Source organism: Nibricoccus aquaticus (assembly GCF_002310495.1).
In the GTDB taxonomy this organism is placed as follows: Bacteria; Verrucomicrobiota; Verrucomicrobiia; order Opitutales; family Opitutaceae; genus Nibricoccus; species Nibricoccus aquaticus.
Genome location: NZ_CP023344.1, coordinates 3,215,022 through 3,238,697 on the forward strand (window position 1 = coordinate 3,215,022; position 23,676 = coordinate 3,238,697).

14 protein-coding genes are annotated in these 23,676 nt (G+C 63.3%); 1 reads left to right on the forward strand and 13 read right to left on the reverse strand.

Annotated features, from left to right (window positions below):
- Window positions 1–68 precede the first annotated feature (68 nt).
- The gene (locus CMV30_RS12830) at window positions 69–1,616 is read right to left on the reverse strand and encodes an amidase (protein ID WP_096056408.1); all 1,548 of its coding nucleotides are present in this window, start codon (window positions 1,614–1,616) and stop codon (window positions 69–71) included.
- Between the two features lie 18 nt (window positions 1,617–1,634).
- Window positions 1,635–3,158, reverse strand: a complete 1,524-nt coding sequence (locus CMV30_RS12835) for an amidase (protein WP_096056409.1) — start codon at window positions 3,156–3,158, stop codon at window positions 1,635–1,637.
- Between the two features lie 501 nt (window positions 3,159–3,659).
- Here CMV30_RS12835 and CMV30_RS12840 point away from each other — a divergent pair.
- Window positions 3,660–5,153 carry a SulP family inorganic anion transporter gene (locus CMV30_RS12840; RefSeq protein ID WP_096056410.1) on the forward strand — a complete coding sequence of 498 codons (1,494 nt, stop codon included), beginning with the start codon at window positions 3,660–3,662 and terminating at the stop codon, window positions 5,151–5,153.
- A 5-nt stretch (window positions 5,154–5,158) separates the two neighbouring features.
- Here the strand turns inward: CMV30_RS12840 and CMV30_RS12845 are convergent, their stop codons facing one another.
- From CMV30_RS12845 to CMV30_RS12895, 11 genes are all read right to left on the reverse strand, one after another.
- Window positions 5,159–6,730 (reverse strand): amidase family protein, encoded by a 1,572-nt coding sequence (locus tag CMV30_RS12845; RefSeq protein WP_096056411.1) that lies wholly within the window; start codon window positions 6,728–6,730, stop codon window positions 5,159–5,161.
- 5 nt (window positions 6,731–6,735) lie between these two features.
- The gene (locus CMV30_RS12850; RefSeq protein ID WP_096056412.1) at window positions 6,736–8,310 is read right to left on the reverse strand and encodes an amidase family protein; all 1,575 of its coding nucleotides are present in this window, start codon (window positions 8,308–8,310) and stop codon (window positions 6,736–6,738) included.
- A 3-nt stretch (window positions 8,311–8,313) separates the two neighbouring features.
- Complete coding sequence (locus tag CMV30_RS12855; RefSeq protein WP_096056413.1) at window positions 8,314–9,420, reverse strand: asparaginase; 1,107 nt, start codon at window positions 9,418–9,420, stop codon at window positions 8,314–8,316.
- Between the two features lie 36 nt (window positions 9,421–9,456).
- Window positions 9,457–10,560 (reverse strand): type II asparaginase, encoded by a 1,104-nt coding sequence (locus tag CMV30_RS12860; RefSeq protein ID WP_096056414.1) that lies wholly within the window; start codon window positions 10,558–10,560, stop codon window positions 9,457–9,459.
- Window positions 10,561–10,563: 3 nt separating this feature from the next.
- Window positions 10,564–12,174 (reverse strand): amidase family protein, encoded by a 1,611-nt coding sequence (locus CMV30_RS12865; RefSeq protein WP_096056415.1) that lies wholly within the window; start codon window positions 12,172–12,174, stop codon window positions 10,564–10,566.
- A gap of 55 nt (window positions 12,175–12,229) precedes the next feature.
- Window positions 12,230–13,846, reverse strand: coding sequence for an amidase family protein (locus CMV30_RS12870; RefSeq protein ID WP_096056416.1), 1,617 nt, complete (start codon window positions 13,844–13,846; stop codon window positions 12,230–12,232).
- Between the two features lie 9 nt (window positions 13,847–13,855).
- Window positions 13,856–15,454: an amidase family protein gene (locus CMV30_RS12875; RefSeq protein ID WP_096056417.1), complete on the reverse strand. Its 1,599-nt coding sequence runs from the start codon at window positions 15,452–15,454 to the stop codon at window positions 13,856–13,858.
- Between the two features lie 229 nt (window positions 15,455–15,683).
- Window positions 15,684–17,291 (reverse strand): amidase, encoded by a 1,608-nt coding sequence (locus CMV30_RS12880; RefSeq protein ID WP_096056418.1) that lies wholly within the window; start codon window positions 17,289–17,291, stop codon window positions 15,684–15,686.
- A 74-nt stretch (window positions 17,292–17,365) separates the two neighbouring features.
- Complete coding sequence (locus CMV30_RS12885) at window positions 17,366–19,027, reverse strand: amidase family protein (RefSeq protein WP_096056419.1); 1,662 nt, start codon at window positions 19,025–19,027, stop codon at window positions 17,366–17,368.
- Between the two features lie 54 nt (window positions 19,028–19,081).
- Window positions 19,082–20,785: an amidase family protein gene (locus tag CMV30_RS12890; protein ID WP_096056420.1), complete on the reverse strand. Its 1,704-nt coding sequence runs from the start codon at window positions 20,783–20,785 to the stop codon at window positions 19,082–19,084.
- Window positions 20,786–20,892: 107 nt separating this feature from the next.
- Window positions 20,893–23,646 (reverse strand): TonB-dependent receptor plug domain-containing protein, encoded by a 2,754-nt coding sequence (locus CMV30_RS12895; protein WP_175414865.1) that lies wholly within the window; start codon window positions 23,644–23,646, stop codon window positions 20,893–20,895.
- Window positions 23,647–23,676 lie beyond the last annotated feature (30 nt).

A 23,676-nucleotide genomic window follows, 5' to 3' on the forward strand; every position in this document is an offset into this window, starting at 1 on the left:
GAGGTGGCGGGAGCGGGGATAAGGGTTCAGGCCCGACGCGAGGTCGGGCCTGACAAGGAGGCGGGCGATCAGATGGACGGTTTGGACCAGCCGCCGAATTTGCCTTCGACGGCGGACATGGCGGCGAGGACGACGTCTTCGCGCCAGGGCTGGGCGGTGAGCATGATGCCGAGGGGCATTTTTTCGGGTGACGTGCCGGCGCGGACGACGCCGCTAGGCCAGCCGGTGAGATTGTACGTCGTGGTGTATCCAGAACCACGGACGCGTTCATTGCCTTCGCGGCTTCCGATGACGGGAGCAGGTCCGAGCGAAGGCGGGCAGATGATGAGGTCGAAGCTTTTGACCCAGCCGAGCATCTTGCTGCGCCAGGCGTCGCGATCTTCGAGGAGTTTTGTATACTCGGAGGTCGCAATGAGCGGGTAATCGAAGCGGCGGTCGGGGCCGGGCTTGGTGGTCTTGTATTTTTCGGTGAGACGCTTCTGCCACGCGTTGCCGTCGCCCTCGCGAAGTTTGGTGGAGAGCTCGGCGGCCTCGATGGCACCGGGAGGATGCGACTCGGTGACTTTGCAGCCGAGGCCTTCGAAGAATTTTGCGCAGGCCAGGACGGTCGCGGTCATCTCCGCGGTGGGCTTGGCGGAGTCGGGCGCGAGGCTGGTGTAGTAGGCGACGCGCAATTTGGACAGATCGACGGTGGATGGCTCGGTCCACGGCATCGGAAGGATGGCGCAGTCGAGGTCGTCGGGGCCGGAGAGGATCGGCATAAGCAGCGCGAGATCCTCGACCTTGCGGGCCATGGGGCCGCCTTGCTGGTAACTTTCGAACACACCGCCGTAATCGACGATGTGGCCGGTGCGCGGGATTCGTCCCGAGGTGGGTTTGATTCCGGCGATGCCGTTGGCGTGAGCGGGGCCGCGGATGGAGCCGCCGAAGTCGGTACCGACGTCGAACGGCGAACCGCCCGCGGCGATGATCGCGCCGCCGCCGCCGGTGGACCCGGAGGTGGAGCGGGTGACATCGTACGGATTGCGCGACATCCCGTAGATGATGTTCACGGTCGTGCCCAAGCCGCTGATACCGCCGAGGGTGAACTCGGGTGTGTTGGTTTTCCCGAGGAGAATGGCTCCGGCGGCGCGGAGGCGCGCGACGATGGTGGCGTCTTTGGACGGGACGAAGAAGGCGCGGCCCTGGGTGCCTCCGGTGGAGATGACGCCCTCGGTGTCCCAGGAGTCTTTGATGGTCATGGGAACGCCGTGGAGCGGGCCCTTGGATTTGCCGGACGCGAGGAGATCGTCGGCGGCTTTGGCCTCGGCGAGAGCGCGGTCGCGGCAGAACTGGACGACGGCGTTGAGCTTCGGGTTAACGACGTCGATGCGGGCGTAGTGGGCTTTGACGACTTCGACAGAGGAGACTTTTTTCTCGCGGATGAGCTGGGCGATTTTGGTCGCCGACATGAAGACGAGGTCGTCGGTTTTATCGGAAGACGTCGCGTAGGCGGGCGCTGACTGCGCGCTGGCGATTGCGGCGAAGGGAAGCGAAGCGAGGAGAGTGGCGGCGGATTTTTTTCCGGAGCCGGTGAGGAAAGCGCGACGGCTGGTGAAGGTGTTCGTGAGCGACATGTGTGGATGTGGCAGAGGTTAGATCGCGGGTTTCACGAAGCCGCCGGTGCCGGCTTCGACGAAGTAGGCGGCGGCGAGGGAGATGTCTTCACGCCAGGGCTTGGTGATCAGCTGCACGCCGATCGGCAGGCCGTCGGGTGAGGTGCCAGCGCGGACGACGGTGCCGGGCCAGCCCGTGTTGTTGTACGTGCCGGTGTATCCATAATTTCCACCGGCGGGTGGCGTCCAGCGGGGTTCATCCGGCCAGGGCTCGGCGGGAGTGGCGTTGGCAGGGCAGATGACGAGATCGTAGGGCTTTACCCACTGAAGGAATTTGACGCGGTTGGCGTCGAAGTCTTCGGCGAGTTTGGTGAACTGCGCAGTGTCGCACGACGGCTCGGAGCCCATCGCGATGACCGGCGAAACTTGCGTGGTGCCGTACTTGGCCAGCATGCGGTGGACCCAGGCGCGGCCGTCGGCGGTGGAGAGAGCGTTGCGGATTTCCTGGGACTCTTTGATGAGTGCCAGTGGAGCGTCTTCGACGACGGTGACGCCGAGATCTTTGAAGAGGGCGACGGTTTTTTGGACGGCGGCGACGGTCTCGGACGTACATTTTTTCTCAGAACCGTTTTCGATATAGTAGGCGACTTTGATTTTCTTGAGATCGACTTTGGAGACGTCGGCCCACGGCATCGGGGCGATGGCGGCGTCCATGTAGTCGGGGCCGGAGATCAGCGGGAGAATGAGGTCGAGATCCTCGACCCATCGGGCCATCGGGCCGATGACCTGGAAGGAGTCGAAGTAGCCACCGTAGTCGACGATGTGGCCGGTGCGCGGGACGCGTCCGAACTGGGGCTTGATGCCGGCGATGCCGCAGAAGTGAGCGGGGCCGCGAATGGAGCCGCCGAAGTCGGTGCCGATGTCGAAGGGCGAGCCGCCGGCCGCGATGATCGACGCGCCGCCGCCAGTGGAGCCGCCGGGCTGGTAGCCAAGTTTGTACGGGTTGTGAGTCTTGCCGTAGATGAGATTGGTGGTCTGGCCGGAGAGGGTGAGCTCGGGTGTATTCGTTTTTCCCAGTATGATGGCACCGGCGGCGCGGACGCGCTGGACGTAGGTGGCGTCGCGGGTGGCGATGCGGCCTTTGCGACCCATGGTGCCACCGGTGGAGACGAGCCCGAGGGTGTCGTGCGAGTCTTTCATGGTGCAGGGGACGCCGTGGAGCGGGCCGAAGAGTTTGCCCTTGGCGAGGGCTTCGTCGGCGCGTTGCGCTTCCTGCAAGGCTCGCTCGAAGCACGGAAAGACGACGGCATTGAGCTTAGGGTTAACCGCCTCGATGCGGGCGATGTAGGCCTTGGTGACCTCGACGGAGGAGATTTTCTTTTCCCTGATCATCGCAGCGATGCGCGCGGCGGAGGTGTAGAGAATATCGTCGGGGATCGGTGCTTTGCTGGCGGCGGCTTCGAGGCGGAGGCGGGAAGCGAGGACGGTGGCGGCGGAAAGGGCGCCGAGTTGTCCGATGAAGCGGCGGCGGGAGGACGGCGGGAGGAAGGCTTGGGAACGCATGTGCAAGAAGCAGGTGTTGAGAAGGCCCGGAGTGACGTGTGATCACGCGGAGAGACGCGACGGACTGCGGGGTGGGCAGGACGAAACGATTCCAGTGATGCGGTCTCTCGCTTAGCACGGGAGATGCCCCGGGTGCCGCGAATCGGGTGCGTGGAGAAGGATTCAACACGCGGGGCGGGTGATTGTTTTTAATTCAAGCCGGCGGGCTTGATGAGGCTGTGCTTTCGGAAGTTGGGGTTGCGCCTGGCGTGTTGATCCGAACCATCCCGCGTTCGTACATGACGCGTTTCTTGCTCACTCCACCTTAATTTTTTCCGCTGACCCAGCGTCGAGCGGTGGGTGAGTGCGGTGTCTGCCACAATTGTGGTAGCGCGCTTGTTCTAATACGACGGTCCTGTGAGGGACGCTGTTACCTGCTTCGCCGGTTTAACTGTGGCGTGTTTACCGCGCTGTTTCTTTCCAGGGCTTCTGCCCACATTTTAACTTTTAATCAGATCACTCATGTCCACTCAGACCTATAAACATCAATGGTTCGGCAACCCGGTCCGCGATCTCGTAGCCGGCACTGTTGTCGCCCTCGCGCTCATTCCCGAGGCCATCGCCTTCTCCATCATCGCAGGCGTCGATCCTCGGGTCGGCCTCTATGCCTCGTTCTGCATAGCGGTCGTGATCGCCTTTGTCGGCGGGCGCTCGGGCATGATTTCGGCCGCCACGGGCGCGATGTCGCTGCTCATGGTCACGCTCGTGAAGGAGCACGGGCTGCAATACCTATTTGCGGCCACCTTGCTCACGGGCGTCATTCAGATCATCGCCGGTTTTCTGAAACTGGGTAATCTTATGCGCTTCGTGGCCCGGTCCGTGGTGATCGGCTTCGTCAATGCGCTCGCGATCCTCATCTTCCTTGCGCAGCTGCCGGAGTTCACGGGGCAAGGCTGGCTCATGTATGCCTGCGTCGCGGGTGGACTCGCGATTATCTACGGCCTGCCGCGGCTGACCAAGGCGGTGCCTTCGCCGCTGGTGTGCATCGTCGTGCTGACGGGGCTCTCCGTGTGGCTGGGGTGGGGCGAAAACAATCTGCTGCGCACGGTTGGAGATATGGGCGCACTGCCTTCGACGCTTCCGGTGTTTCTCTTCCCCGACATTCCGTTCACGTGGGAAACGTTGATGATCATTCTGCCTTACTCGTTGCCGCTGGCGGTGGTGGGTCTGCTGGAGTCGTTGATGACGGCGACGATCGTGGATGATTATACGGATACGGGCAGCGATAAGAACCGGGAATGCACGGGGCAAGGCGTGGCCAACATCGCCTCCGGTTTATTCGGCGGCATGGCCGGATGTGCGATGATCGGCCAGACTGTCATCAACGTGAAGTCCGGCGGACGCGGACGGCTCTCCACGTTTTGGGCGGGGGCATTTTTGCTGTTTCTCATTGTGATGCTCGGTGACTGGGTGGCGCGCATCCCGATGGCTGCGCTGGTCGCGGTGATGATCATGGTGTCGATCGGCACGTTTAGTTGGGCGTCGCTGAAAAACATCCGGGTGTATCCGAAGTCGGCCACGTTTGTGACTTTTGCCACGGTCGCGATCGTCGTCGGCACGCATAATCTGGCGCTTGGCGTGGGGGCGGGCGTGCTCCTGAGCGCGTTGTGCTTCGCGGCGAAGATCGCGCGGCTGCTGCATGTGACCTCGCATTTGAGCGCGGATGGGTCGGAGCGAATTTACCACGTGCGCGGGCAGCTTTTTTTCGCGTCCACGACTGCGTTCGTAGCGGCGTTCGATCTACGGGAAAAACTTCAGAAGGTGACGCTCGATGTCACTCATGCGCATTTTTGGGACACGACCTCGATCAACGCTCTGGATAAGATCGTGATCAAATACCGCCAGCAAGGTGTCACCGTCGAGCTGGTGGGACTGAACGCTGCGAGCAAGGCGATCGTCGAACGGCTGGCGATCTATGACCGGACGGGAGCGGCTGATGCGGTATCCGCGCACTAAACGGATCAGTAGGTGATCTTTTCGCCTGTGAGGGCGGGTGTGGTGGCGGGGGACTTGCGGTGCGCGGAGACGGCTTCGTAGCCGCTGGCGACGGTGATCAATTTTGGCTCGGAGAAGGGGCGGCCGAGGAACTCCATCGCGAAGGGCATGCCGTCGTCGAAGAAGCCGCCGGGGACGATGATGGCGGGGAGGCCGGTGACGGAGGCGAGCTGGTTGCGCGATTCCTGGCGGTTCGTTTTAGGCATGCCGGCGAGGTCCTCGATGCGGTAGGTGCGGAAAGGTAGGACGAGGGCATCGAGTTCATATTTGTCCATGACGCCGATGAGAGCGTCGCGGAGGACCTTCTGGTGTTTGAGAGCGGCGGCGAACTGCGGGTTGCGATCGGGAGCGCCGAGCTTCGCGCTGGCGACGATGGCGGGCTTCACGAGGTCGGGCGCTTTTTCGATCATCTCTTTCACGGAGCGGATGGGCGCGGACGGCGGAAGGGCAGAGAGGTATTTGTCGATGGCGGAGGCGACCTCGTAGGGATAGGCGGAGGCGTCGACTTGGGTTTGATGGAGGACGAGGCCGGTGAGGACGGGATCGACGATGACGGCGCCGGCTTTCTTCATGTCCTCGATGGCTTTTTCGCCGAGAGCAATGCCGTCGGTGTGGAGAGGGCCGGAGCGGATCATCTCGCGGAGGACGCCGATGCGGGCGCCTTTGAGGCCGTCTTTTTTGACGAAGCTCGTGTAGGGCGCTTCGGGGAGTTTTCCGACGGAAGCCTGAGTAGCGAGGTCGGCGGGATCGTATCCGGCAATCGAATCCAGGACGGCGGCGCAGTCGTAGACGGAGCGGGCCATGGGGCCGCCGTTTTCCTGGGAAGGTGAGCTCCACATCATGCCGGTGCGGGAGACGAGGCCGTGGGTGGTGGAGAAGCCGACGAGGTTGTTGAGGGCGGTGGGAATGACGATGGAGCCGGTGGTGTCGGAGCCGAGGCCGACGGTGCCGAACCATGCGGCGATGGCGGAACCGGTGCCGGAGCTGGAGCCGCCGGGGAATTTTTTCAGGTTGTACGGAGTGAGCACCTGGCCGCCGAGGGTGCTGCCGCCGCTGGAAGCGACGCCGTACCAGTCGGATTGATTGAGCTTCGCGAGAACGATGGCTCCGGAGGCGCGGAGGCGGGCGATGACGAAGGAGTCGCGGGAAGGCTGCGACGTTGCCATGGGCTTGAAGCCGCCGGAGGTGGGCATGTCGGCGGTGTCGTAGACGTCCTTGGCGAGGACGACGATACCGTGCAGCGGGGAGCGAGGGCCTTTGGCTTTACGCTCGGCGTCGAGGGCGCGGGCTTCGGCGAGGGCGGCGGCGCGGTCTTTGAGGGTGATAATGGTGTTCAGTGCCGGGCCCTTTTTATCGTAGGCGTCGATGCGGGCGAGGGAGAGCTGGACGAGTTTTTCGGAGGTGAGCGCGCCGGAGTCGAAGGCGGCGTTGAGGTCCGAGATCGTTGCTGTGGAGAGATCGAACTGCGCGGCGCGCAGTTGCAACAGGAGAAAAAGCCAGAAGGAGGCCAGAAGGCAGAAGCGGATAGAGCGGAGCATTTGGATCAGTAGGTGAATTTTTCGCCGGAGAGTGCGGGGACCATGGCGGGATGCTGGCGGCGGTGCGTGGCTTGTTCGTAGGCGTAGCCGAGACGGAAGAGCACGGGCTCGCTCCAGGGACGGCCGAGGATCTCCATCGCGATGGGGCCATTTTCTTTTTTCGTGTAGCCGGTGGGAACGATGAGTGCGGGAAGACCGGTGATGGAGCTCACGGCATTGTCTTTTCCGGCGAGTCCTTTTTCGAGATGTGGCTCGGGCGGCAGCGTCTTGAACGGGTAGACGAGCGCATCGAGTTTGTATTTGTCCATGAGCGCGACGAGTTGGGCGCTGAGCGATTCCTGCATGTCGCGACGGGCGAGGTAGTCGGCGTGGTGGGTCAGCGAGCGAAACTCGGCGTAGCCTTTGCGGATGCTGGGTTTCACGAGGTCACCGAAGGCGACGAGGTCGTCCATGTTTTTGATGACGGCATTGGGGCCGAGGCGGCGGAAGTAGAGGTCGTAGGAGAACTGCGCTTCGTGGAAATTCGTTCTCATGCCGCCGTGGGAATCGAGGAATTTGAAGACGTCGTAACCGAGCGAGAGATCGTCGAGGACGATGGCGCCCGAGGCCTTCATGTCGGTTATCGCGGTTTCGATGAGGGCGGTGCCTTCGACGTGTTTATCGCCCTTGCGGAAAAGATCTCGAAGCACGCCGATGCGCGCGCCTTTGAGGCCATCTTTTTCGAGGAACTGCGTGTAAGAACCCTTTGGCATGCGGCCGGGAGCGGTGATGGTGAGGAGATCCTCGGCGTCAAAACCAGCGACGATGTCGGTGAGGGCGGCGACATCGTAGACGGAGCGGGCCATAGGGCCGCAGCGTTCCTGGGTGAAAGAAGTCATGACCTGACCGGCGCGGGGGATGAGCCCACGGGTAGGAGCGAGGCCGACGATGGAGTTGTTGGACGTGGGATTGCGGATGGAGACGCCGGTTTCGCTGCCGAGTCCTAGTTGCGCGAATACGGCGGCGACGGATGCGCCGGTGCCGCCGGAGGAGCCACCGGGGGTGAGTTCGGCGTTGTAGGGATTGAGCGTGCGGCCGAGGACGGTGCTCTGGTCGCCGGGTTTGGGGACCCCGAACCAGTCGTCCATGTTGACCTTGGCGAGGATGATGGCGCCGGCCTCGCGGAGGCGTTTCACGACGGTGGCGTCGAGCGTGGGCTGGGAGTTTTTGAGCGGAAGAAAGCCGGCGGAGGTCGGCATGTCCTTCGTGTCGTAGAGGTCTTTGAGGACGACGGGAACGCCGTGTAGCGGAGAGCGCGGGCCTTTGGTCTTGCGCTCGGCATCGAGGGCGCGGGCGGTGGCGAGCGCCTCGGTGTTAAGCGTGATGACGGCGTTTATTTTTGGGCCGGCCTTGTCGTAGGCCTCGATGCGGGCGAGGTAGAGCTGCGTGAGTTTTTCGCTGGTGAGGGCGCCGGATTCGAAAGCCGCGTTGATGTCGGCGACGGTGGCGGTTGAGAGATCGAACTGCGCTGCGCGTAACTGCAGTTGAGGGAGAAGCCAGAGGCCAGATGCCAGGAGGCAGAAGCGGAAGGAACGAAGCATGGCTCAGTACTGGTCGAAGATGCGTTTGATCTCGGCGAGGTCGGTGGTCTTGGTGAGCGCGAGCTGGAGGAGGATGCGGGCTTTCTCGGGCGGGAGATTATCGCCGGGGACGACTTTGGCCTCGGTGCGGCGGGGAGTTTCCTGGACGCGGCCGCCGCGGGTGCGGGCGGTGGCGACGATGATGACGCCTTTTTCCTGGGCGCGTTTGATAGCGTCCTCGGTCGTGCGCGGGACGGAGCCGGCACCGGTGCCGTCGACGACAATGCCTTTGACGCCGTTGGCGACCATGGCGTCGACGATGTAGCCGGGGGTGCCGTTGTAGCCGTAGACGATTTCGACGTCGGGGAGCGCGGCGGGGAGCTTCGCGATGTTGAACTCGGACTTGAAGGTGTGGAGGCGGGTGGGCTCGGCGTAGAATTTCACGATATCGGGATCGGCCACGCCGATGACGCCGAGGTCGATGCCCTGAAAGGTGTGGACGCGGTAGGCGCTGGTCTTGGTGACGTCGCGGATGGGAAACACGTTTTGATTCATGGCGTGGAGAACGCCTTTGCCGGTGGCGGCCTGGGTGGCGGCGACGCGGACGGCGTTGACCATGTTGAGGGGGCCATCGCCGCTCATGCCGGTCCAGGGACGCTGGGCGCCGACCATGACGACGGGCTTCTTGATATTCACGACGAGACTGAAGAAGTAGCCGGTCTCGACCATGGTGTTAGTGCCATGAGTGACGACGATGCCGTCGACGGAATCGTCGGTGGCCAGTTCCTGGATACGCTTGGCGACCTTGAGCCAGTGAGCCTCATCGATCTCGGCGTTTTCCGGCGGGCGGACATCTTCCGGCGTCACGCGGGCGAAGAGAGCGAGTTCAGGAAGAGCGGTGACCCAGTCTTCCGGGCTGAGGCGGGGAGCGCCGTAGTTGGTGACGTTGAGGCGTTCCTTGGCGGTGCCGGAGATGGTGCCGCCGAGGGAGAGGAGGCGGATGCGCGGGAGCGAGGAGGCGAGGCCGGGCGGTGTGATGGGCGGGATTTCCTGCGCGGATGCGCAGGGAACGAGCAGTGACGAAGAGCTGAGAACGAGTGACGTGGCGAGAAGGACGGTGGAAATTTTCATGAGGGATGGGCCGGGGGTGATGACGTTACCGGGGTCTCAGTATTCGTTGAAGATGCGCTGGAGCTGGCGCGGATCGGAGGTCTTGGTGAGCGCGAGACGCAGGAGGATGCGGGCTTTTTGAGCGTTCAGGTTGTCGGCGGTGATGATGCCGCGACCGGCACCGCGTTCGCTGAGGGTGACGCGACCGGCTCCCTTGCGGTCGCTTTGGACGATGACGACGCCTTCGGCCTGAGCGGCGGAGAAAGCGCGGGCGTAGGACGGGGAGCTGTCGGCGAAGACGATGCCTTTGGCGCCGGCCTTCGTGAGGGCGAAGATGGGCGCGGAGCTGGCTTCTTGATAACCGTAGACGATGTCGACCTGAGGGAGTGTCTCGATCTTGGATACGTCGAACTCGCTGGTGACGGTGTGGCGGACGAGCGGGTTGCGGTAGAAGACGACGCGGTCGGAGTCGACGAAGCCGAGCGGCCCGAGTTCGCGGGCGACGAAGGTCTCGACGTGGTAGGTATGGTTCTTGGTGACGAAGCGGGCTGAGTGGATGGTGTCGTTGAGGACGACCATCACGCCTTTGCCGGCGGCATCGGGCGTGGCGGCGGTGCGGACGGCGTTGTAGAGATTGTACGGGCCGTCGCGGCTGATGGCGGTGAACGGGCGCATGGCGCCGACCACGACGACGGGCTTGGCGGAGTTGACGGTGAGCTGGAGGAAGTAGGCGGTTTCCTCGAGCGTGCCGGTGCCGTGCGTGACGACGGCGCCCGCGACATCGGGACGGGCGAGCGTGGCGTTGATGGATTTGGCGAGTTTCAGGAGGAGCTCTGTGGTGACGCCGCCGGAGCCGATGTTGCTGATCTCGGTGACCTCGACTTTGGCGAGAGTTTTGAGCTCGGGGAGATCGGTGAGGAGTTCGTCCGGTGTGACGCGACCGTCATTATACTCGGAAAGGGTCAGGCGATGTTTGCCTTTGCTTTGAATGGTGCCGCCGGTGGTGAAGAGAGCGACGGTAGGAAGTTCGGCCGCGGTGGAAACAGCCACCGCGGCGAACGACCAACATCCGACGAACAACAACGACCGTCGGAAAAGGGAGAGCGCACGCGCCGCGCGAGCGACGTGGGCGAGCGAGAGCGAAGTGAGGGAGAAGGTCATGATTCAGTAGGAGAAGGATTCGCCGGGGAGGGCGGGTGTGGTGGGGGGAAGTTTGCGGACGCCTTTCGCGACGGCTTCGTAGCCGGAGGCGATCTTGATGAGCGTGGGTTCGCTCCAGGGGCGGCCGAGGATTTCGAGGCCGACGGGATTGCCGTCGGGCGTGAAGCCCATCGGCACGACCAGCGCGGGCAGGCCAGTGAGCGGGCTGAGCTGGATCGTGTCGCTGTAAACGGTTTCGGAGGGACGCGGACCGATGAGCATCGGACGGCGCAGGCGGTGCGGGTAGATGAGCGCGTCGAGCTGGTACTTATCCATCAGCGCGATGGCGGCGGCGCGGAGGGCGGCTTTGCCTTCGAGCGTGGCGCGGTACTCGGGGTCGCGGTTGAGATCGGGTGCGTTGGCAATAGCGGCTTTGACGCCGGGTCGCATGGGGACGCCCTCGTGGCCGAGCATGAGCTCGCTAGAGTTTTTATACGGATACTCCGGGCCCTGGCGTGCGAGGTAGAGATCGACGGCGGTGATGCGCTCGAAGCGGCTGGGGAGACTGTTGGAAACGAGGTAGGATTTTAGACTAAAACCGAAAGTCAGACCATCGACGACCTTTGCGCCATTGGCGGGGAAAACGGCGAGGGCTTTTTGGGTGAGTTCGAGAACCTCGGGCTCTGAGGGGCCGAACTCCCAGGCGTCTTTGAGGATGCCGACGCGGGCACCGCGCAGGCCGTTTTTGTCGATGAAGGACGTGTAGGATTTCTCGGGCATCTGGCCGAGGCTTTGGGCGGTCCAGAGATCGAAGGAGTCGAAGCCAGCGATGACATCGAGGGTGGCGGCGAGATCGTATACGGAGCGGGCCATGGGGCCGCCGCGTTCGCCGGTGACGTAGCTCCACATCTGGCCGTCGCGGGAGATGAGGCCGGAGGTGGAGGCGAGGCCGTAGAGATTGCCGTCGCTTGTGGGAGTACGTATCGAGAAACCAGTTTCACTGCCGAGGCCGATCGTTCCCATGACGGAGGCGAGTGCGGCGGAGGTGCCGGATGAGGACCAGCCGGGCGTGCGCTTGAGGTCGTAGGGATTGAGGGTGTTGCCGCCCATCGTGCTGGCGGCGACCGTTTCGGGAGCGGCGTACCAGTCGGACTGGTTGTTTTTCCCGAGGATAACGACGCCGGCTTCGCGGAGTTTTTTGACGATAAAGGCGTCCTTCGAAGGCTTCACACCTTTGAGCGGGAGGTAGCCCCCGGTGGTGGGCATGTCGAAGGTGTCGAAGACGTCTTTGACGACGGCGACGGTGCCGTGGAGGGGACCGCGCGGGCCTTTGGTTTTGCGCTCGGCGTCGAGGGCGCGGGCCTCGGCGATGGCGTTGGGGTTGACGTAGAGGAAGGATTTTATCGTCGGGCCCTTCTGATCGTAGGCGTCTATGCGGGCGAGGTAGAGCTGGACGAGTTTTTCGGAGGTGAGTACACCGCTGGACATGGCGGCCTGGATGTCGGCGGCGGTGGCGGTGGTCAGGTTGAAATCGGCTGCGCTGGCCTGCGGAATGACCAATGACCATTGACCGATGACCAATGCCAGAAACGCGGCGCGGGTGTGGCGGCGAAAAATAGAACCTAGGGAACTCATGGGACTGATGGGATTTATATCGGAGGCGCGCACCAGAGGTGCGGCCCTACAAGGATCAGTAGGTGATGGATTCGCCGGGGAGGGCGGGGGTGCTTGGCGGGAGTTTGCGGAGGTCTTTGGCGGAGGCTTCGTAGCCGGAGGCGATTTTAATGAGCGTGGGTTCGCTCCAGGGGCGGCCGAGGATTTCGAGGCCGACGGGATTGCCGTCGGGGGTGAAGCCCATCGGGACGATCATCGCGGGCAAACCGGTGAGGGGGCTCATCTGATTGGCCGTGTATTTGCGTTCTGGATCGCCGCGCGGGCCGAGAGGGAGAGGCTTGCTCAACTTGTGCGGGTAGATGAGCGCATCGAGTTCGTACTTGTCCATGAGTGCGATGACGGCGGCGCGGAGGGCGGCTTTGCCGGCGAGAGTGGCGCGGTACTCGGGGTCGCGGTTGAGGTCGGGCAGGTCCTCGATGTTTTCTTTGTCGGCCGGACGGCCCGGGACGTTGGGGACGCCGTGATCGAGGAGGAGCTGGCGGGCATTTTTGAACGGATACTCCGGACCCTGGCGGGCGAGGTAGTGATTGATCGCGTGGATGCGCTCGTACCGGCTCGGGAGGGAATTTCCTTCCAGGTACTGCGGCAGATCGATGCCGAGTGCGACGGGGTCGATGACCTTGGCACCGTTCTGGCCGAAGACGGCGATGGCTTTTTTCGCCATGGCGACGACGTCGGGGTCATGCGCGGGGGAGTGGAAATCCCAGCCTTCTTTGAGCACGCCTACGCGGGCGCCTTTGAGGCCGTTTTTGTCGATGAAGGAGACGTAGGATTCGAGGGGCATTTTGCCGAGGCTTTGGGCGGTCCAGAGATCGAAGGCGTCGAAACCGGCGATGACATCGAGCGAAGCGGCGAGATCGTAGACGGAGCGGGTCATGGGGCCGCCGCGTTCGCCGGTGATGTAGCTCCACATCTGTCCATCGCGAGAGATGAGGCCGGAGGTGGTGGAGAGGCCGTAGAGATTGCTGTCGGACGTGGGGGTGCGTATCGAGAAACCGGTTTCACTGCCGAGGCCGATGGTGCCGAAGACGGCGGCCATGCCTGCGCCGGTGCCGGCGCTAGACCAGCCGGGGATGCGTTTGAGGTCGTAAGGGTTGAGCGTGTTCCCGCCGAGAGTGCTGGCGGCGGTGTTGGCGGGCTGGCCGTACCAGTCGGACTGATTGAGTTTGGCGAGGATGACGCAGCCGGCTTCGCGGAGTTTTTTGATGATGAAGGCGTCCTTGGACGGCTTCACGCCTTTGAGCGGGACGAAGCCGCCGGTGGTGGGCATGTCGGCGGTGTCGAAGACGTCTTTCGCGATGACGACGACGCCGTGGAGGGGGCCGCGCGGGCCTTTGGTTTTGCGCTCGGCGTCGAGGGCTCGAGCCTCGGCGAGGGCGTTGGGGTTGAGGAAGAGTACGGAGGCGATCTTCGGACCTTTGGCGTCGTAGGCTTCGATGCGATTGATGTAGAGCTGCGTTAGCTTTTCCGAGGTGAGCGCGCCGGAATTCATGGCGGCCTGGATGTCGGCGATGGTGGCGGTAGAGAGGTTGAACTCGGCGGCGCGAAGCTGCAGCTGAGGAAGAAGACAGAGGCCAGATGCCAGAAGGCAGAGACGGAGCGAGCGACTGGAGATGAGACTGATAGGACGCATGGAGGATGCTCAGTAGGTGAAGGTTTCGCCGGGGAGGGCGGGAGTGGTGGAGGGAGCGACGAGGTGTTTCGTCGCCTGTTCGTAGGCGTAGGCGTAGCCGAGGAGTTTGGGCTCGGAGAAGGCGGGGCCGAAGAAGGAGATGGTCACGGGCATCTTGTTGTCGGCGGTAAGACCAGCTGGGACGATGACGTCGGGAAACTGGGTGACGTTGGCGATGCTGGTGAGGGAGGGCGGGCCGACGCGGTCCACGATCTCAGGGGTCTTCGGGTCGATGAGCTCGGGCTGGCGGGAGCGGGTGGGATAGACGAGGGCGTCGAGCTGTTTGTCTTCCATAAGACCGAGGACGGCGTCGCGGACCGCGATCATGCCGTGGTTTTTCGCGGAGGTGTATGTGAGCGATGTGATGGGCGGGCCTTCGCTCATGCGTTTGAAGCGGGTGAAGACGCTTGGGTGCGGGAGGAATTTTCCGGTGGGCGCGGTGAGGGCGAGGCCCTTGGCGGCGAGCTCGGCCTGGGTTTTGGGGAAGCCGGGGCGGAGACCGCCGAGGTAAGCGGCGTAGTTTTCGCGGACTTCGGACATGCGGATGGGCTCCATGACGGCCGCGCGATTTTGGAGGGCGATGGCGGGGAAGTTGACCGGATCGACGAGGATTGCGCCCTGGGCTTTGAGCTCGGCGAGGGCGGACTCGAAGACCTTGTCCACCTCGGGGTCGGTGCCGGCGTAGTCGCGGATGACGCCGAGGCGGACGCCTTTGAGCGCATCCTTTTTCAAGAACTGGGTGTAGTCTTTATAAAAGAGACCGGCGCTACGGCTGGTGAGCGGGTCGGCGGGGTCGATGCCGGTCATGAAGCCGAGCGAGAGGGCGAGGTCGTACACGGTGCGGGCCATGGGGCCGCCTGTATCGAACGTCAGGATGCATGGCATGATGCCGGAGCGGGAGAGCAGGCCGTTGGTGGGTTTGAGTCCGACGATGCCGTTGGCGGAGGAAGGGCCGCGGATGGAGCCGCCGGTGTCGGAGCCGAGGCCGAGCGGGGCGAACCAGGCGGCGAGGCCGGCGCCGGTGGCTCCGGAAGAGCCGGCGGGATGGCGGCGGGGATCGTGGGGATTGAGGGTCTGGCCGCCGCGTGAACTGAAGCCGATGCCGCCGTGGGCGAATTCGTCCATGTTCACTTTTGCGAGCATGATGGCGCCGGCGTCGCGCAGGCTTTTGATCATGGGGGCGTCCTTGTACGGAATGGAGCCGTCGAGGAGGAAGGTGCCGCCGGTGGTGGGCAGATCGAAGGTGTCGTAGTTGTCCTTCACGAGAACGGGGATGCCGTGAAGGGGACCGCGGGGGCCTTTGGCTTTGCGCTCGGCGTCGAGGGCGCGGGCTTCGTCGAGGGCGCGCGGGTTGAGCGTGATGACCGTGTTAAGCTTGGGGCCCTTGTGGTCGTAGGCCTCGATGCGCGCGAGGTAGAGGGTGATCAGTTTCTCATAGGTGAGCGCGCCGCTGGCGACGGCTTCCTGGATGTCGGGGATCGAGGCGGTCTCGAGGGTGAACGTGCGGGCGTGGGTGCTGGCAGCCAGCAATGAAGCGGCGAGAGCGGTGACGAAAAGTTTGAGTCGCATGGCGTGGGTAAAGGAGATGCACGCAAAGCGAGAACAGGGCCGTAGAGCTGACTAAAACGGTGCCGCGGGACGGATTGAGAAATTGGATGCGGAGCGCCGGAGGAGTTGAGGGAAAGTGAAGCGGGAAGGCGGATGCGGGCGGGGTAGCGCGTTGTTGGGGGTGCGCCACGGTTTTGCGCGACGGGGGGCGTCACGCCTCCATCGGAAGACGATGCATGGGAGGCGTGGATCAGAGTTTGGGGCCGAGGGGCGGGACGGTCGGGGGTGGGCGACGGTAGTGCGTGGCCTGTTCGTAAGCGTAGGCGTAGCCGATAATTTTGGCGTCGTCCCAGGCGCGGCCGACGATCTGGAGGCCGACGGGAAGTCCTTCGCCGAGGTAGCCGTTGGGGACGGAGAGGCCGGGCCATTGGAGGGTGCTGGCGACGAAGGTGAGGCTCGCGCCGAGGCCGGTGACGCCGCCTTTGGGATTGGGCTCGCTGGTCATGATCTGGGTGTTGCGGTCGCCGTTGATGACAGGGAGTTGTGCCCAGACGGGGAATACAAGGGCGTCGATGCGCTGGGCGTCCATGGCTTTGGTGAAAGCGGCGCGGTAGGCGTTTTCGGTGGCGAGGCCTTTGATGGTGTCGGGATCGCTTTCGAAGGGACCGGAAGCGGCGACGGATTCGAGGCGGGCCTGGTGAAGCGGGTGGGCGAGCTTGGAATCTGCGATGGCTTGAACGGAGGCGTACGGGACGCCGGGGTGGCGGGCGAACCACTTGGCGAAATCGTCTTTCAGGCGCGCGGGTGTTTGCGGAGCGCGGGGGAGTGTGTCGAGTTCGGGCACGGTGAAGGTGTCGATGATCTCTGCGCCGGCGGCTTTTAGCTCGGCGATGGTTTTCTCGAAGTTGGCGATGATGCGCGGATCGGTGACGGCGGGCTTGAAGGCCTGACGGAGAACACCGAGACGCGCGCCTTTGAGTGCGTCTTTTTTGAGAGAAGCGGAGAAGCGGGAAGGAAAGGGACTCGGAGCAGCGATGCCGTGCGGAGGAGTTTTTGTAGCGAAGTCGTCGGGATCGGGACCGGCGATGGCTTCGAGCGTGAGCGCGAGATCGGTGACGGTGCGGGCCATGGGGCCGGCGGTATCGCGGAGGCCAGAGTTGGGTGTGACGCCGCTGCGCGAGACGAGGCCAACGGTGGGACGGAGCCCGACGAGGGCGTTGTGGGCGGCGGGCATGCGGACGGAGCCGCCGGTGTCGGTGCCGATGCCGACCATGGCGAAGTTGGCGGCGATGGAGTTGCCGGTGCCGCCGGAAGAGCCGCCGGTGGCGTAGGCGGTGTTGTAGGGATTGCGCGCGTAGCCACCGAGGACGGAGTTGATGTTGTCGCCACCGCCGAAGGTGAATTCGGAGAGGGAGTTTTTGCCGAGGATGATGGCGCCGGAGGCTTTGAGTTTCGCGACGAGCGGGGCGTCGGCGGGCGGGATGTAATTTTTCCAGCCCTGGAAGCCGGAGGTCATCGGCATACCCGCGGCGTCGATACAGTCTTTGACGAGGACGGGGATGCCGTGGAGCGGGCCGGAGAGTTTGCCGGTGGAGCGGAAGGAGGCGTCGAGTTTATCGGCTTCGGCGAGGGCGAGTTTGTTGAGGTTGATGATGGAGTTGAGGTGCGGGCCGCGCTGATCGTAGGCGTCGATGCGGGCGAGGTAGGCGGTGACGACTTCGCGGACGGTGAGGCGGCCGGTCGAGTAGGCGGCGTGGAGATCGGCGACGGTGGCCTCTTCGATGGAAAGAGCGCGCACGAGCGGTGTCGCGAGGAGCAGCAAGGCGACTGTGGCCAAGCGGCGGAAGGTGGATGACATGTGAGAGATGTTTTTTATTTTCCGGATTTTTTATCCGGCGTTCGGATGCGGTGAGTGAGGGCGATGCGTTTCGATCAGAGTTTATCGCTGGGTAGGGCTGGCGTGGTTTTCGGGAGCACGATGGCTTTGGTCGCTTGCTCGAAGTCGTAGCCGTAACCGAGGAGTTTGGCCTCGCTGAAAGCGGGGCCGAAGAAGGAGAGCGTCACGGGGAGGCCGTCTTTGGTCATGCCTGCGGGGACGATCAGGTCGGGAAATCCGGTGAGGTTGGCGATGCTGGTGGCAGAGTCGGTCGTACCGGTTGGCGCGGGCGGCGTGGTTGATTCAATCAGCGCGGCCGGGCGGGTGCCGGTGGGATAGACGATGGCGTCGAGCTTTTCGTTTTTGAAAACAGCGAGCACGGCGGCGGTGATGAGCGCGAGGCCCTCGTTTTTCGCAGCGAGGTAAACGGGATCGTCGATGTCGAGTGCGACCGAGGCGGTGTACTTAAGCGCGTAGGCTTTGCCCGGGGCCTTGTAGCCTGTTTTCGGGTCGTTCGCGAGAGTGACGAGATCGTCGAACGTTTTCGGATACTTGGCGGAGGTTGTCTTCAGGTAGTCGGTGATCTGGGCCTTGAACTCGGTGGCCATGATCAGCGAGTAGATGCCGCCACGACCTTCGAGGAGATAGGCGGGATAGTTCACGTCGATGACGGTGGCGCCGAGCTTGGTAAGCGTGGCGAGGGCTTCGTTGAACACGCGATCGGTCTCGGGGTTTTTGCCGGTGAAATCGCGGGCGACGCCGATGCGAGCGCCTTTGAGCGAGCCGGGCTTGAGGAACTTTGTGTAGTCCTTCTCAAATTTTCCGGCGCTCTTTTTGGTCGCGTCATCGTGGGAGTCGACGCCGGTCATGACATTGAGGGAGACGGCGATGTCGTAAACGTTGCGAGCCATTGGCCCGCCAGTGTCGAAGGTGAGGGCGAGCGGGACGATGCCATCGCGGGAGAGCAGGCCGTGCGTGGGTTTCAGCCCGACGATGCCGTTGGCAGCGGACGGGCCACGGACGGAGCCGCCGGTGTCGGAGCCCAGTCCAAACTGAGCGAATACAGCGGCAATGGCGGAGCCGGTGCCGCCCGAGGAGCCGGCGGGACCGCGGGTGAGATCGTGCGGATTGAGCGTCTGGCCTCCGAGCGAACTGGAGCCGTTGGGGACGGCACCGGCTTTGAGGACGGCGGGATCTTTGGCGCCGCTGACGCTGCCGCCACCGCCGGCGAATTCGGAAAGATTGAGCTTCGCGAGAATGATGGCGCCTGAGTCGCGGAGTTTTTTAACGACGAAGGCGTCGTCGGGCGCGATGGAACCTGCGAGGAGTTGCGAGCCTGCTGTCGTGGGCAGGTCGAACGTGTCGAAGTTATCTTTGAGTACGATGGGAATGCCGTGGAGCGGGCCGCGGATTTTCCCGGACTTGCGCTCGGCATCGAGGGCTTTGGCTTGGTCGAGCGCTTTGGGGTTCAGCGTGATGACGGTGTTGAGCGTCGGGCCTTGCTTGTCATAAGCGGCGATACGGGCGAGGTAGGCGGATGTGAGCTTTTCAGAGGTGAGCGTGCCTTTGGCCATCGCTGCTTCCAAGTCGGCGATGGTGGCGGTTTCGAGATCGAGAGCGTAGCTGGAGGAGAGAAACGGAGCGGCGAATGCGCAGCCCAAAGCGAAGGTAAGGCGGCGGATGAGAGTCCGTTGGTGAGTGGAAAAGAGAGAAGGCATGGGGTGGAAAAGCGTGCCGTGGCGGTGGTGAGTGATGCGCGGGAGACGGTGTGGTCAGTAGGTGATGGTTTCGCCGGGGAGGGCGGGGGCGTGTTTGGGGACGCGGATGTTTTTCGACGCCTGCTCGTAGGCATAACCGAGGGCGAGGAGCTTGGGTTCGCTGAAGGCGGTGCCGAAGAAGCTGATACCGATCGGCAGGCCGTTGGAGGTGAAGCCGGCGGGGACGATCAAGTCGGGGAAGCCGGAGAGATTAGCGTAGTTGGTCGCTGAAGGGCGGGCGTCGGCACCCGCGGCGGGAACTTCACCGATGAGCGCAGGGCGGCGCGGGCTCGTGGGATAGACGATGGCGTCGAGCTTCTGGCTATCGAGAAGGGCCTGCATCGTGTCGCGCACGAAGGCGAGGCCGTGGGTCTTCGCGGCGAGGTAAGCAGGATCGGTCAGCGGAGCGGCCTTGGCTTCCTGGCGGTAGAGGGCGAGGCGGCCGGGGTTTGGCCAGTAGCCCTCGGGGGAGACGGCGCTGATTTTTTCGGAGAGGGCGAGGAGGTCGTCGATGTTCTTTGGATACCCGGGCTTGAGGGTGGCGAGGTAGTCGGCGATCTGGGCTTTGAACTCGGGGCGGCGGATGGCGTTGTAGAGATCGCCGCGCATACCGAGGAGGATAGGCGGGTACTTGATGTCCACGAGGATGGCGCCCTGGGCTTTCATGACGGCGAGGGCGGACTCGATGGTGACATCGACCTCGGGGTCCTGGCCCATGAAGTCGCGGGCGACACCGATGCGGGCACCCTTGAGGGAGTCCTTCTTGAGAAAGGCGGTGTAGTCCTTGGCGACTTTACCGACGCTCTTCTTGGTGGCGTCGTCGAGCGGGTCAGGCTCGCCGGCGGTGACGTTGAGGGAGATGGCGATGTCATACACGGAGCGGGTCATGGGGCCGCCGGTGTCGAATGATAGTGCGAGCGGGATGATGCCCGCGCGGGAAAGGAGGCCGTGAGTGGGTTTGAGACCGACGATGCCGTTGCTGGTGGAAGGGCCGCGGATGGAGCCGCCGGTGTCGGAGCCGTATCCGAGCGGCGAATAATAGGCAGCGATGGCGACACCGGTGCCTCCGGAGGAGCCGGAAGGCGTGCGATCAAGGGCGTGAGGATTGTGCGACTGGCCGATGAGGGAACTCATCGCGCCACCGGAGGCGAATTCGGAGGTGTTGACCTTGGCGATGATGATGGCGCCAGCCTCGCGGAGTCGGGCGGTGATGGTCGCGTCTTTGGGCGGTATCGAACCTTTCAGGCCGTAGAAACCGCCCGTGGTGGGGAGGTCGAACGTGTTATAGTTATCTTTGTAAACAACCGGGATGCCGTGGAGCGGGCTGCGGACTTTTCCGGATTTGCGCTCGGCGTCGAGCGAGCGGGCTTCGTCGAGGGCTTTGGGGTTGAGCGTGATGACGGCGTTGAGCGCGGGCTCGTAGGCTTTGACGCGGGCGAGGTAGAGGCTGACGAGTTTTTCGGACGTGAGAGTACCGGCGGAGAATGCCTTATTGAAGTCTTCGATGGTGGCGGAGGACAGGCTCACCTCCGCTGCGCGAAGCTGAGCTGGAGTGACCAATGACCAGTGACCAATGACCAATGCGCAGGCGAGGAGGGCGGGGCGGAAAAGGCGGAAGGCCGAATTCTGAAGGCCGAATGACGAAGGGCTGGAGGCGGACGGAGAACGCTCAACGTTTAACGTTGAACGCTTAACGCTCAAGGGGAGGAGGCGATTCATGGGAAGCGATGATGCGGACGGATGTGGGACGGCTGGGTGTGCCCGGAAAGTGGTTACACAAGAAAAAGGCGGCCGGGTTTGGGACCGGCCGCCTTGGGAGGCTTGCGTTAGAAGAAGCGTTTTACGGCCAGTTCGTAGCTGCGTGGGATGCGGGCGCTGACCCAGTAGAAGGCACCTTTGTTGAAGTAGAGCTTGTCGAAGACGTTCGCCACGTTGAGGCGGACTTCCCACTGCTCGTTGCTCCAGGTGATGCCGGCGTCGTGCGCGGTGGCTTCGGGGACGTTGTACTGTTTCAGGCGGTCCGTGCTGTAGGAGCCCTGGTGATAAACGGTCCAGCGGAGATCGATATTTTTGACCGGCGAGTAGGTGGCGGTGAGGTTGAGCACGCGGTGCGGGAAACCTTCGACCTCGTTGTAGATCGTGTTGGCCTGCTCGGTGGAGATGGTGCTGGAGAGGCGACCGCCGTATCCAAATGCTTCGGCGGGGATGAGGACGTTGCCGGCGGCATCGACGACGTCGGGGAAGCCGAAGAAGCGGGCGCTGGCGGTGACGGCGCGGGAGGAGCCGGGCAGGTAGGTGTTTTTGCTCCAGTTGCCACCGGCGAGGAAGCTGAGCTTCTGGTTCACGATCCAGCGGAGTTCGAATTCGATACCTTCACCGAGCGTGGCGCTGAGGCCGCCGTCGCCGTCCTCCGGATTAAAGGAGGCGCGGGTCTGACGGTAGACGGAGAGCGTGTTGAAGAGGCGACCCTTCATCAGCGTGCTCTTGATGCCAGCTTCCTTGAGTTCGGTACGGGCGAGGAGGTTGGTGCGGACGTTGGCTTGAGCGACGGCGCCAGTGGAAGCGTTGACGAGAAGCGAGGCGTTGTCGGCGTAGCTCAGGTACGGACGGAGGCCGAAGGGCGCGCGGTAGGTGAGCGAGACCGAGTACGAGTAGTCGTGGTCGGAGCCTTTGACGACGGACGCGGTGGAGATGCCACCGTTGCCGTTACGCAGGAAAAGACCGGCGGGCACGTAGCTGTTGGCGTCAACATGGTCAGTGCGGCCACCGACGAAGAGGTCGAAGAGTTCGAAGAACGAAAAATCCGTGGCGAAGCCGATACCGGCGGTGGTCTGTATCGAGTCCTCAGCGACGGATTTCTGCGAACCGTTCCAGGTGGGATCGAGGAGGATGGAGCTGAAGGTGTCGTTGGGGGTGAATCCCACCATCAGGCTGCGGCGAAAATCGATGTCGGCGGTATTGTCCGTCATGCGGCCGCCTTCGTAGTAGTGGAAGTTGGCGGAGGCGAAGGAGGTGGCGGTGAGCCAATCGCCGGGGATGGCCCACTTTTTGGTGACGGTGATTTTTTCCTCCGCGGTGAAGACCTCCTGGTGTTGCGAGAAGGGATTGCGGCCGAGTTTCACCTGGTCGTGGTAGTCGGCGAGGAACTGGGCCTTGATGGTGAAGTCGGGGTTGGAGTCATTCACCAAGTCGAAGAACGTGGTGTAAACGCGCGCTTCGTAGAAATCTTCGCCGAAGGATTTGGAGTAATCGACGTCGACGAGCTGCCAGCTGGAGGGGTCGAGGTCGAAGGCGCGGGGCATGTAGAACGCCACTTTCGCGTTCGCGGTGTTGGGCATGCCGTTCGCGAGGCTGCTGCCGTAGATCATGAGTTGATGACCCTGGCGGGCGTTACCGGCGAGGTCGGTGTAGCCGGCGTTGAACTGGGCCATGGTGATGGTGCCACCGTTAACGGCGCCGCCCTGCCAGGGCATGTTGCGGAAGAGCGGGGAGTTGTTCTGGCCGATGTAGCGGAGGGAAGGATTGACGTTGCCGGTGCCGGTGACGCCAAGCTGCTGGCTGCCGGGGGCGTAGTTGCCGGGGCGGTTGACGCCGTCGCCGTAGTAGGAGGTGAGGATTTCAGTGTCACCGATGTAACCGTCGCCGTTGGTGTCGAGTTTGTAGCTGAAGCCGCCGTTCCAATATTTGCCTTTGTCGATGAGCTCCTGAGTGGTGCGGTTGATGCCGCCGGGGAGGCCGCCGCGGGAATACTGGGAGACGCCGCCGGTTTCCATGCGCCACTTGTCAGTGATGTCGAGGGTGAGAGTAGCCTGGACGATCTCCTGCTGGTCGCGTTCCTGGCGGATTTTTGGAGAGTTATTATAGTAACTGCCGGAGTTCTCCATGTAACCGAAGACGTGGTAGCCGCCCTTCTTGCCGCCGATCTGAATGGGGCCGCCGACTTCGGCGGTGACGATACGTTTGTCAAAGGAGCCGATGGTGAAGCTCGTGTTGCCCGTGGGCTTTTCGAGGTATTTGCCCGTTTTGCCGAGGCGGGCGGTCTTGGGATTGAAGTTCATGTAGCCGCCGATGCGGCCGAGGCCGAAGATCGGGGAGGGGAGACCGCGGACGATCTCGATGGAGTCGTTGGCGGCGAAGACGGTGCGCCAGTTGCCCTGCGGGTCGATGCGGCGCATGCCGCGAAAGTAGAAGTCAGAGGTGACGTTGCGGACGTTGACGTTGCCCTGAAGGCCGTACCGAAAGTTGGAATACGTGCTGGGGACGAGGCGGGCGATGTCTTCGGAGTTGCGGATGGAAAGTGAGTCGATGAGGTCGGAGCTGAGGACGGTCACCGAGCGGGGCGTGTCCACGAGGGCTTTGGAGAGACCGAGGACGCCTTCGATCGGCTGCGTGGGCATGATCAAATTGACGTCTTCACCGGCGACGGTCTCGAGGTCGTCTAGTTTCACGGCGGGTTCGTCGGCGGCCGGTGCGGGTGTCTGGGCGAAAATGGAGGGACTGCTGGCGAGGCAGCAGATGGCGGCGAAGAGCAGGCGGGACTGCCGTCGGAGGTGAGTGTCTTTGGTGCGCGATGTGTTCATTAGTGTGTGGGCTTCTGGTTGCTTGATGGC

Excerpts from the sequence above, each read along its gene's own strand:
- CMV30_RS12830 (WP_096056408.1), bottom strand. The coding sequence starts at position 1,616 with ATGTCGCTCACGAACACCTTCACCAGCCGTCGCGCTTTCCTCACCGGC.
- CMV30_RS12835 (WP_096056409.1), bottom strand. The coding sequence starts at position 3,158 with ATGCGTTCCCAAGCCTTCCTCCCGCCGTCCTCCCGCCGCCGCTTCATC.
- CMV30_RS12840 (WP_096056410.1), top strand. The coding sequence starts at position 3,660 with ATGTCCACTCAGACCTATAAACATCAATGGTTCGGCAACCCGGTCCGC.
- CMV30_RS12845 (WP_096056411.1), bottom strand. The coding sequence starts at position 6,730 with ATGCTCCGCTCTATCCGCTTCTGCCTTCTGGCCTCCTTCTGGCTTTTT.
- CMV30_RS12850 (WP_096056412.1), bottom strand. The coding sequence starts at position 8,310 with ATGCTTCGTTCCTTCCGCTTCTGCCTCCTGGCATCTGGCCTCTGGCTT.
- CMV30_RS12855 (WP_096056413.1), bottom strand. The coding sequence starts at position 9,420 with ATGAAAATTTCCACCGTCCTTCTCGCCACGTCACTCGTTCTCAGCTCT.
- CMV30_RS12860 (WP_096056414.1), bottom strand. The coding sequence starts at position 10,560 with ATGACCTTCTCCCTCACTTCGCTCTCGCTCGCCCACGTCGCTCGCGCG.
- CMV30_RS12865 (WP_096056415.1), bottom strand. The coding sequence starts at position 12,174 with ATGAGTTCCCTAGGTTCTATTTTTCGCCGCCACACCCGCGCCGCGTTT.
- CMV30_RS12870 (WP_096056416.1), bottom strand. The coding sequence starts at position 13,846 with ATGCGTCCTATCAGTCTCATCTCCAGTCGCTCGCTCCGTCTCTGCCTT.
- CMV30_RS12875 (WP_096056417.1), bottom strand. The coding sequence starts at position 15,454 with ATGCGACTCAAACTTTTCGTCACCGCTCTCGCCGCTTCATTGCTGGCT.
- CMV30_RS12880 (WP_096056418.1), bottom strand. The coding sequence starts at position 17,291 with ATGTCATCCACCTTCCGCCGCTTGGCCACAGTCGCCTTGCTGCTCCTC.
- CMV30_RS12885 (WP_096056419.1), bottom strand. The coding sequence starts at position 19,027 with ATGCCTTCTCTCTTTTCCACTCACCAACGGACTCTCATCCGCCGCCTT.
- CMV30_RS12890 (WP_096056420.1), bottom strand. The coding sequence starts at position 20,785 with ATGAATCGCCTCCTCCCCTTGAGCGTTAAGCGTTCAACGTTAAACGTT.
- CMV30_RS12895 (WP_175414865.1), bottom strand. The coding sequence starts at position 23,646 with ATGAACACATCGCGCACCAAAGACACTCACCTCCGACGGCAGTCCCGC.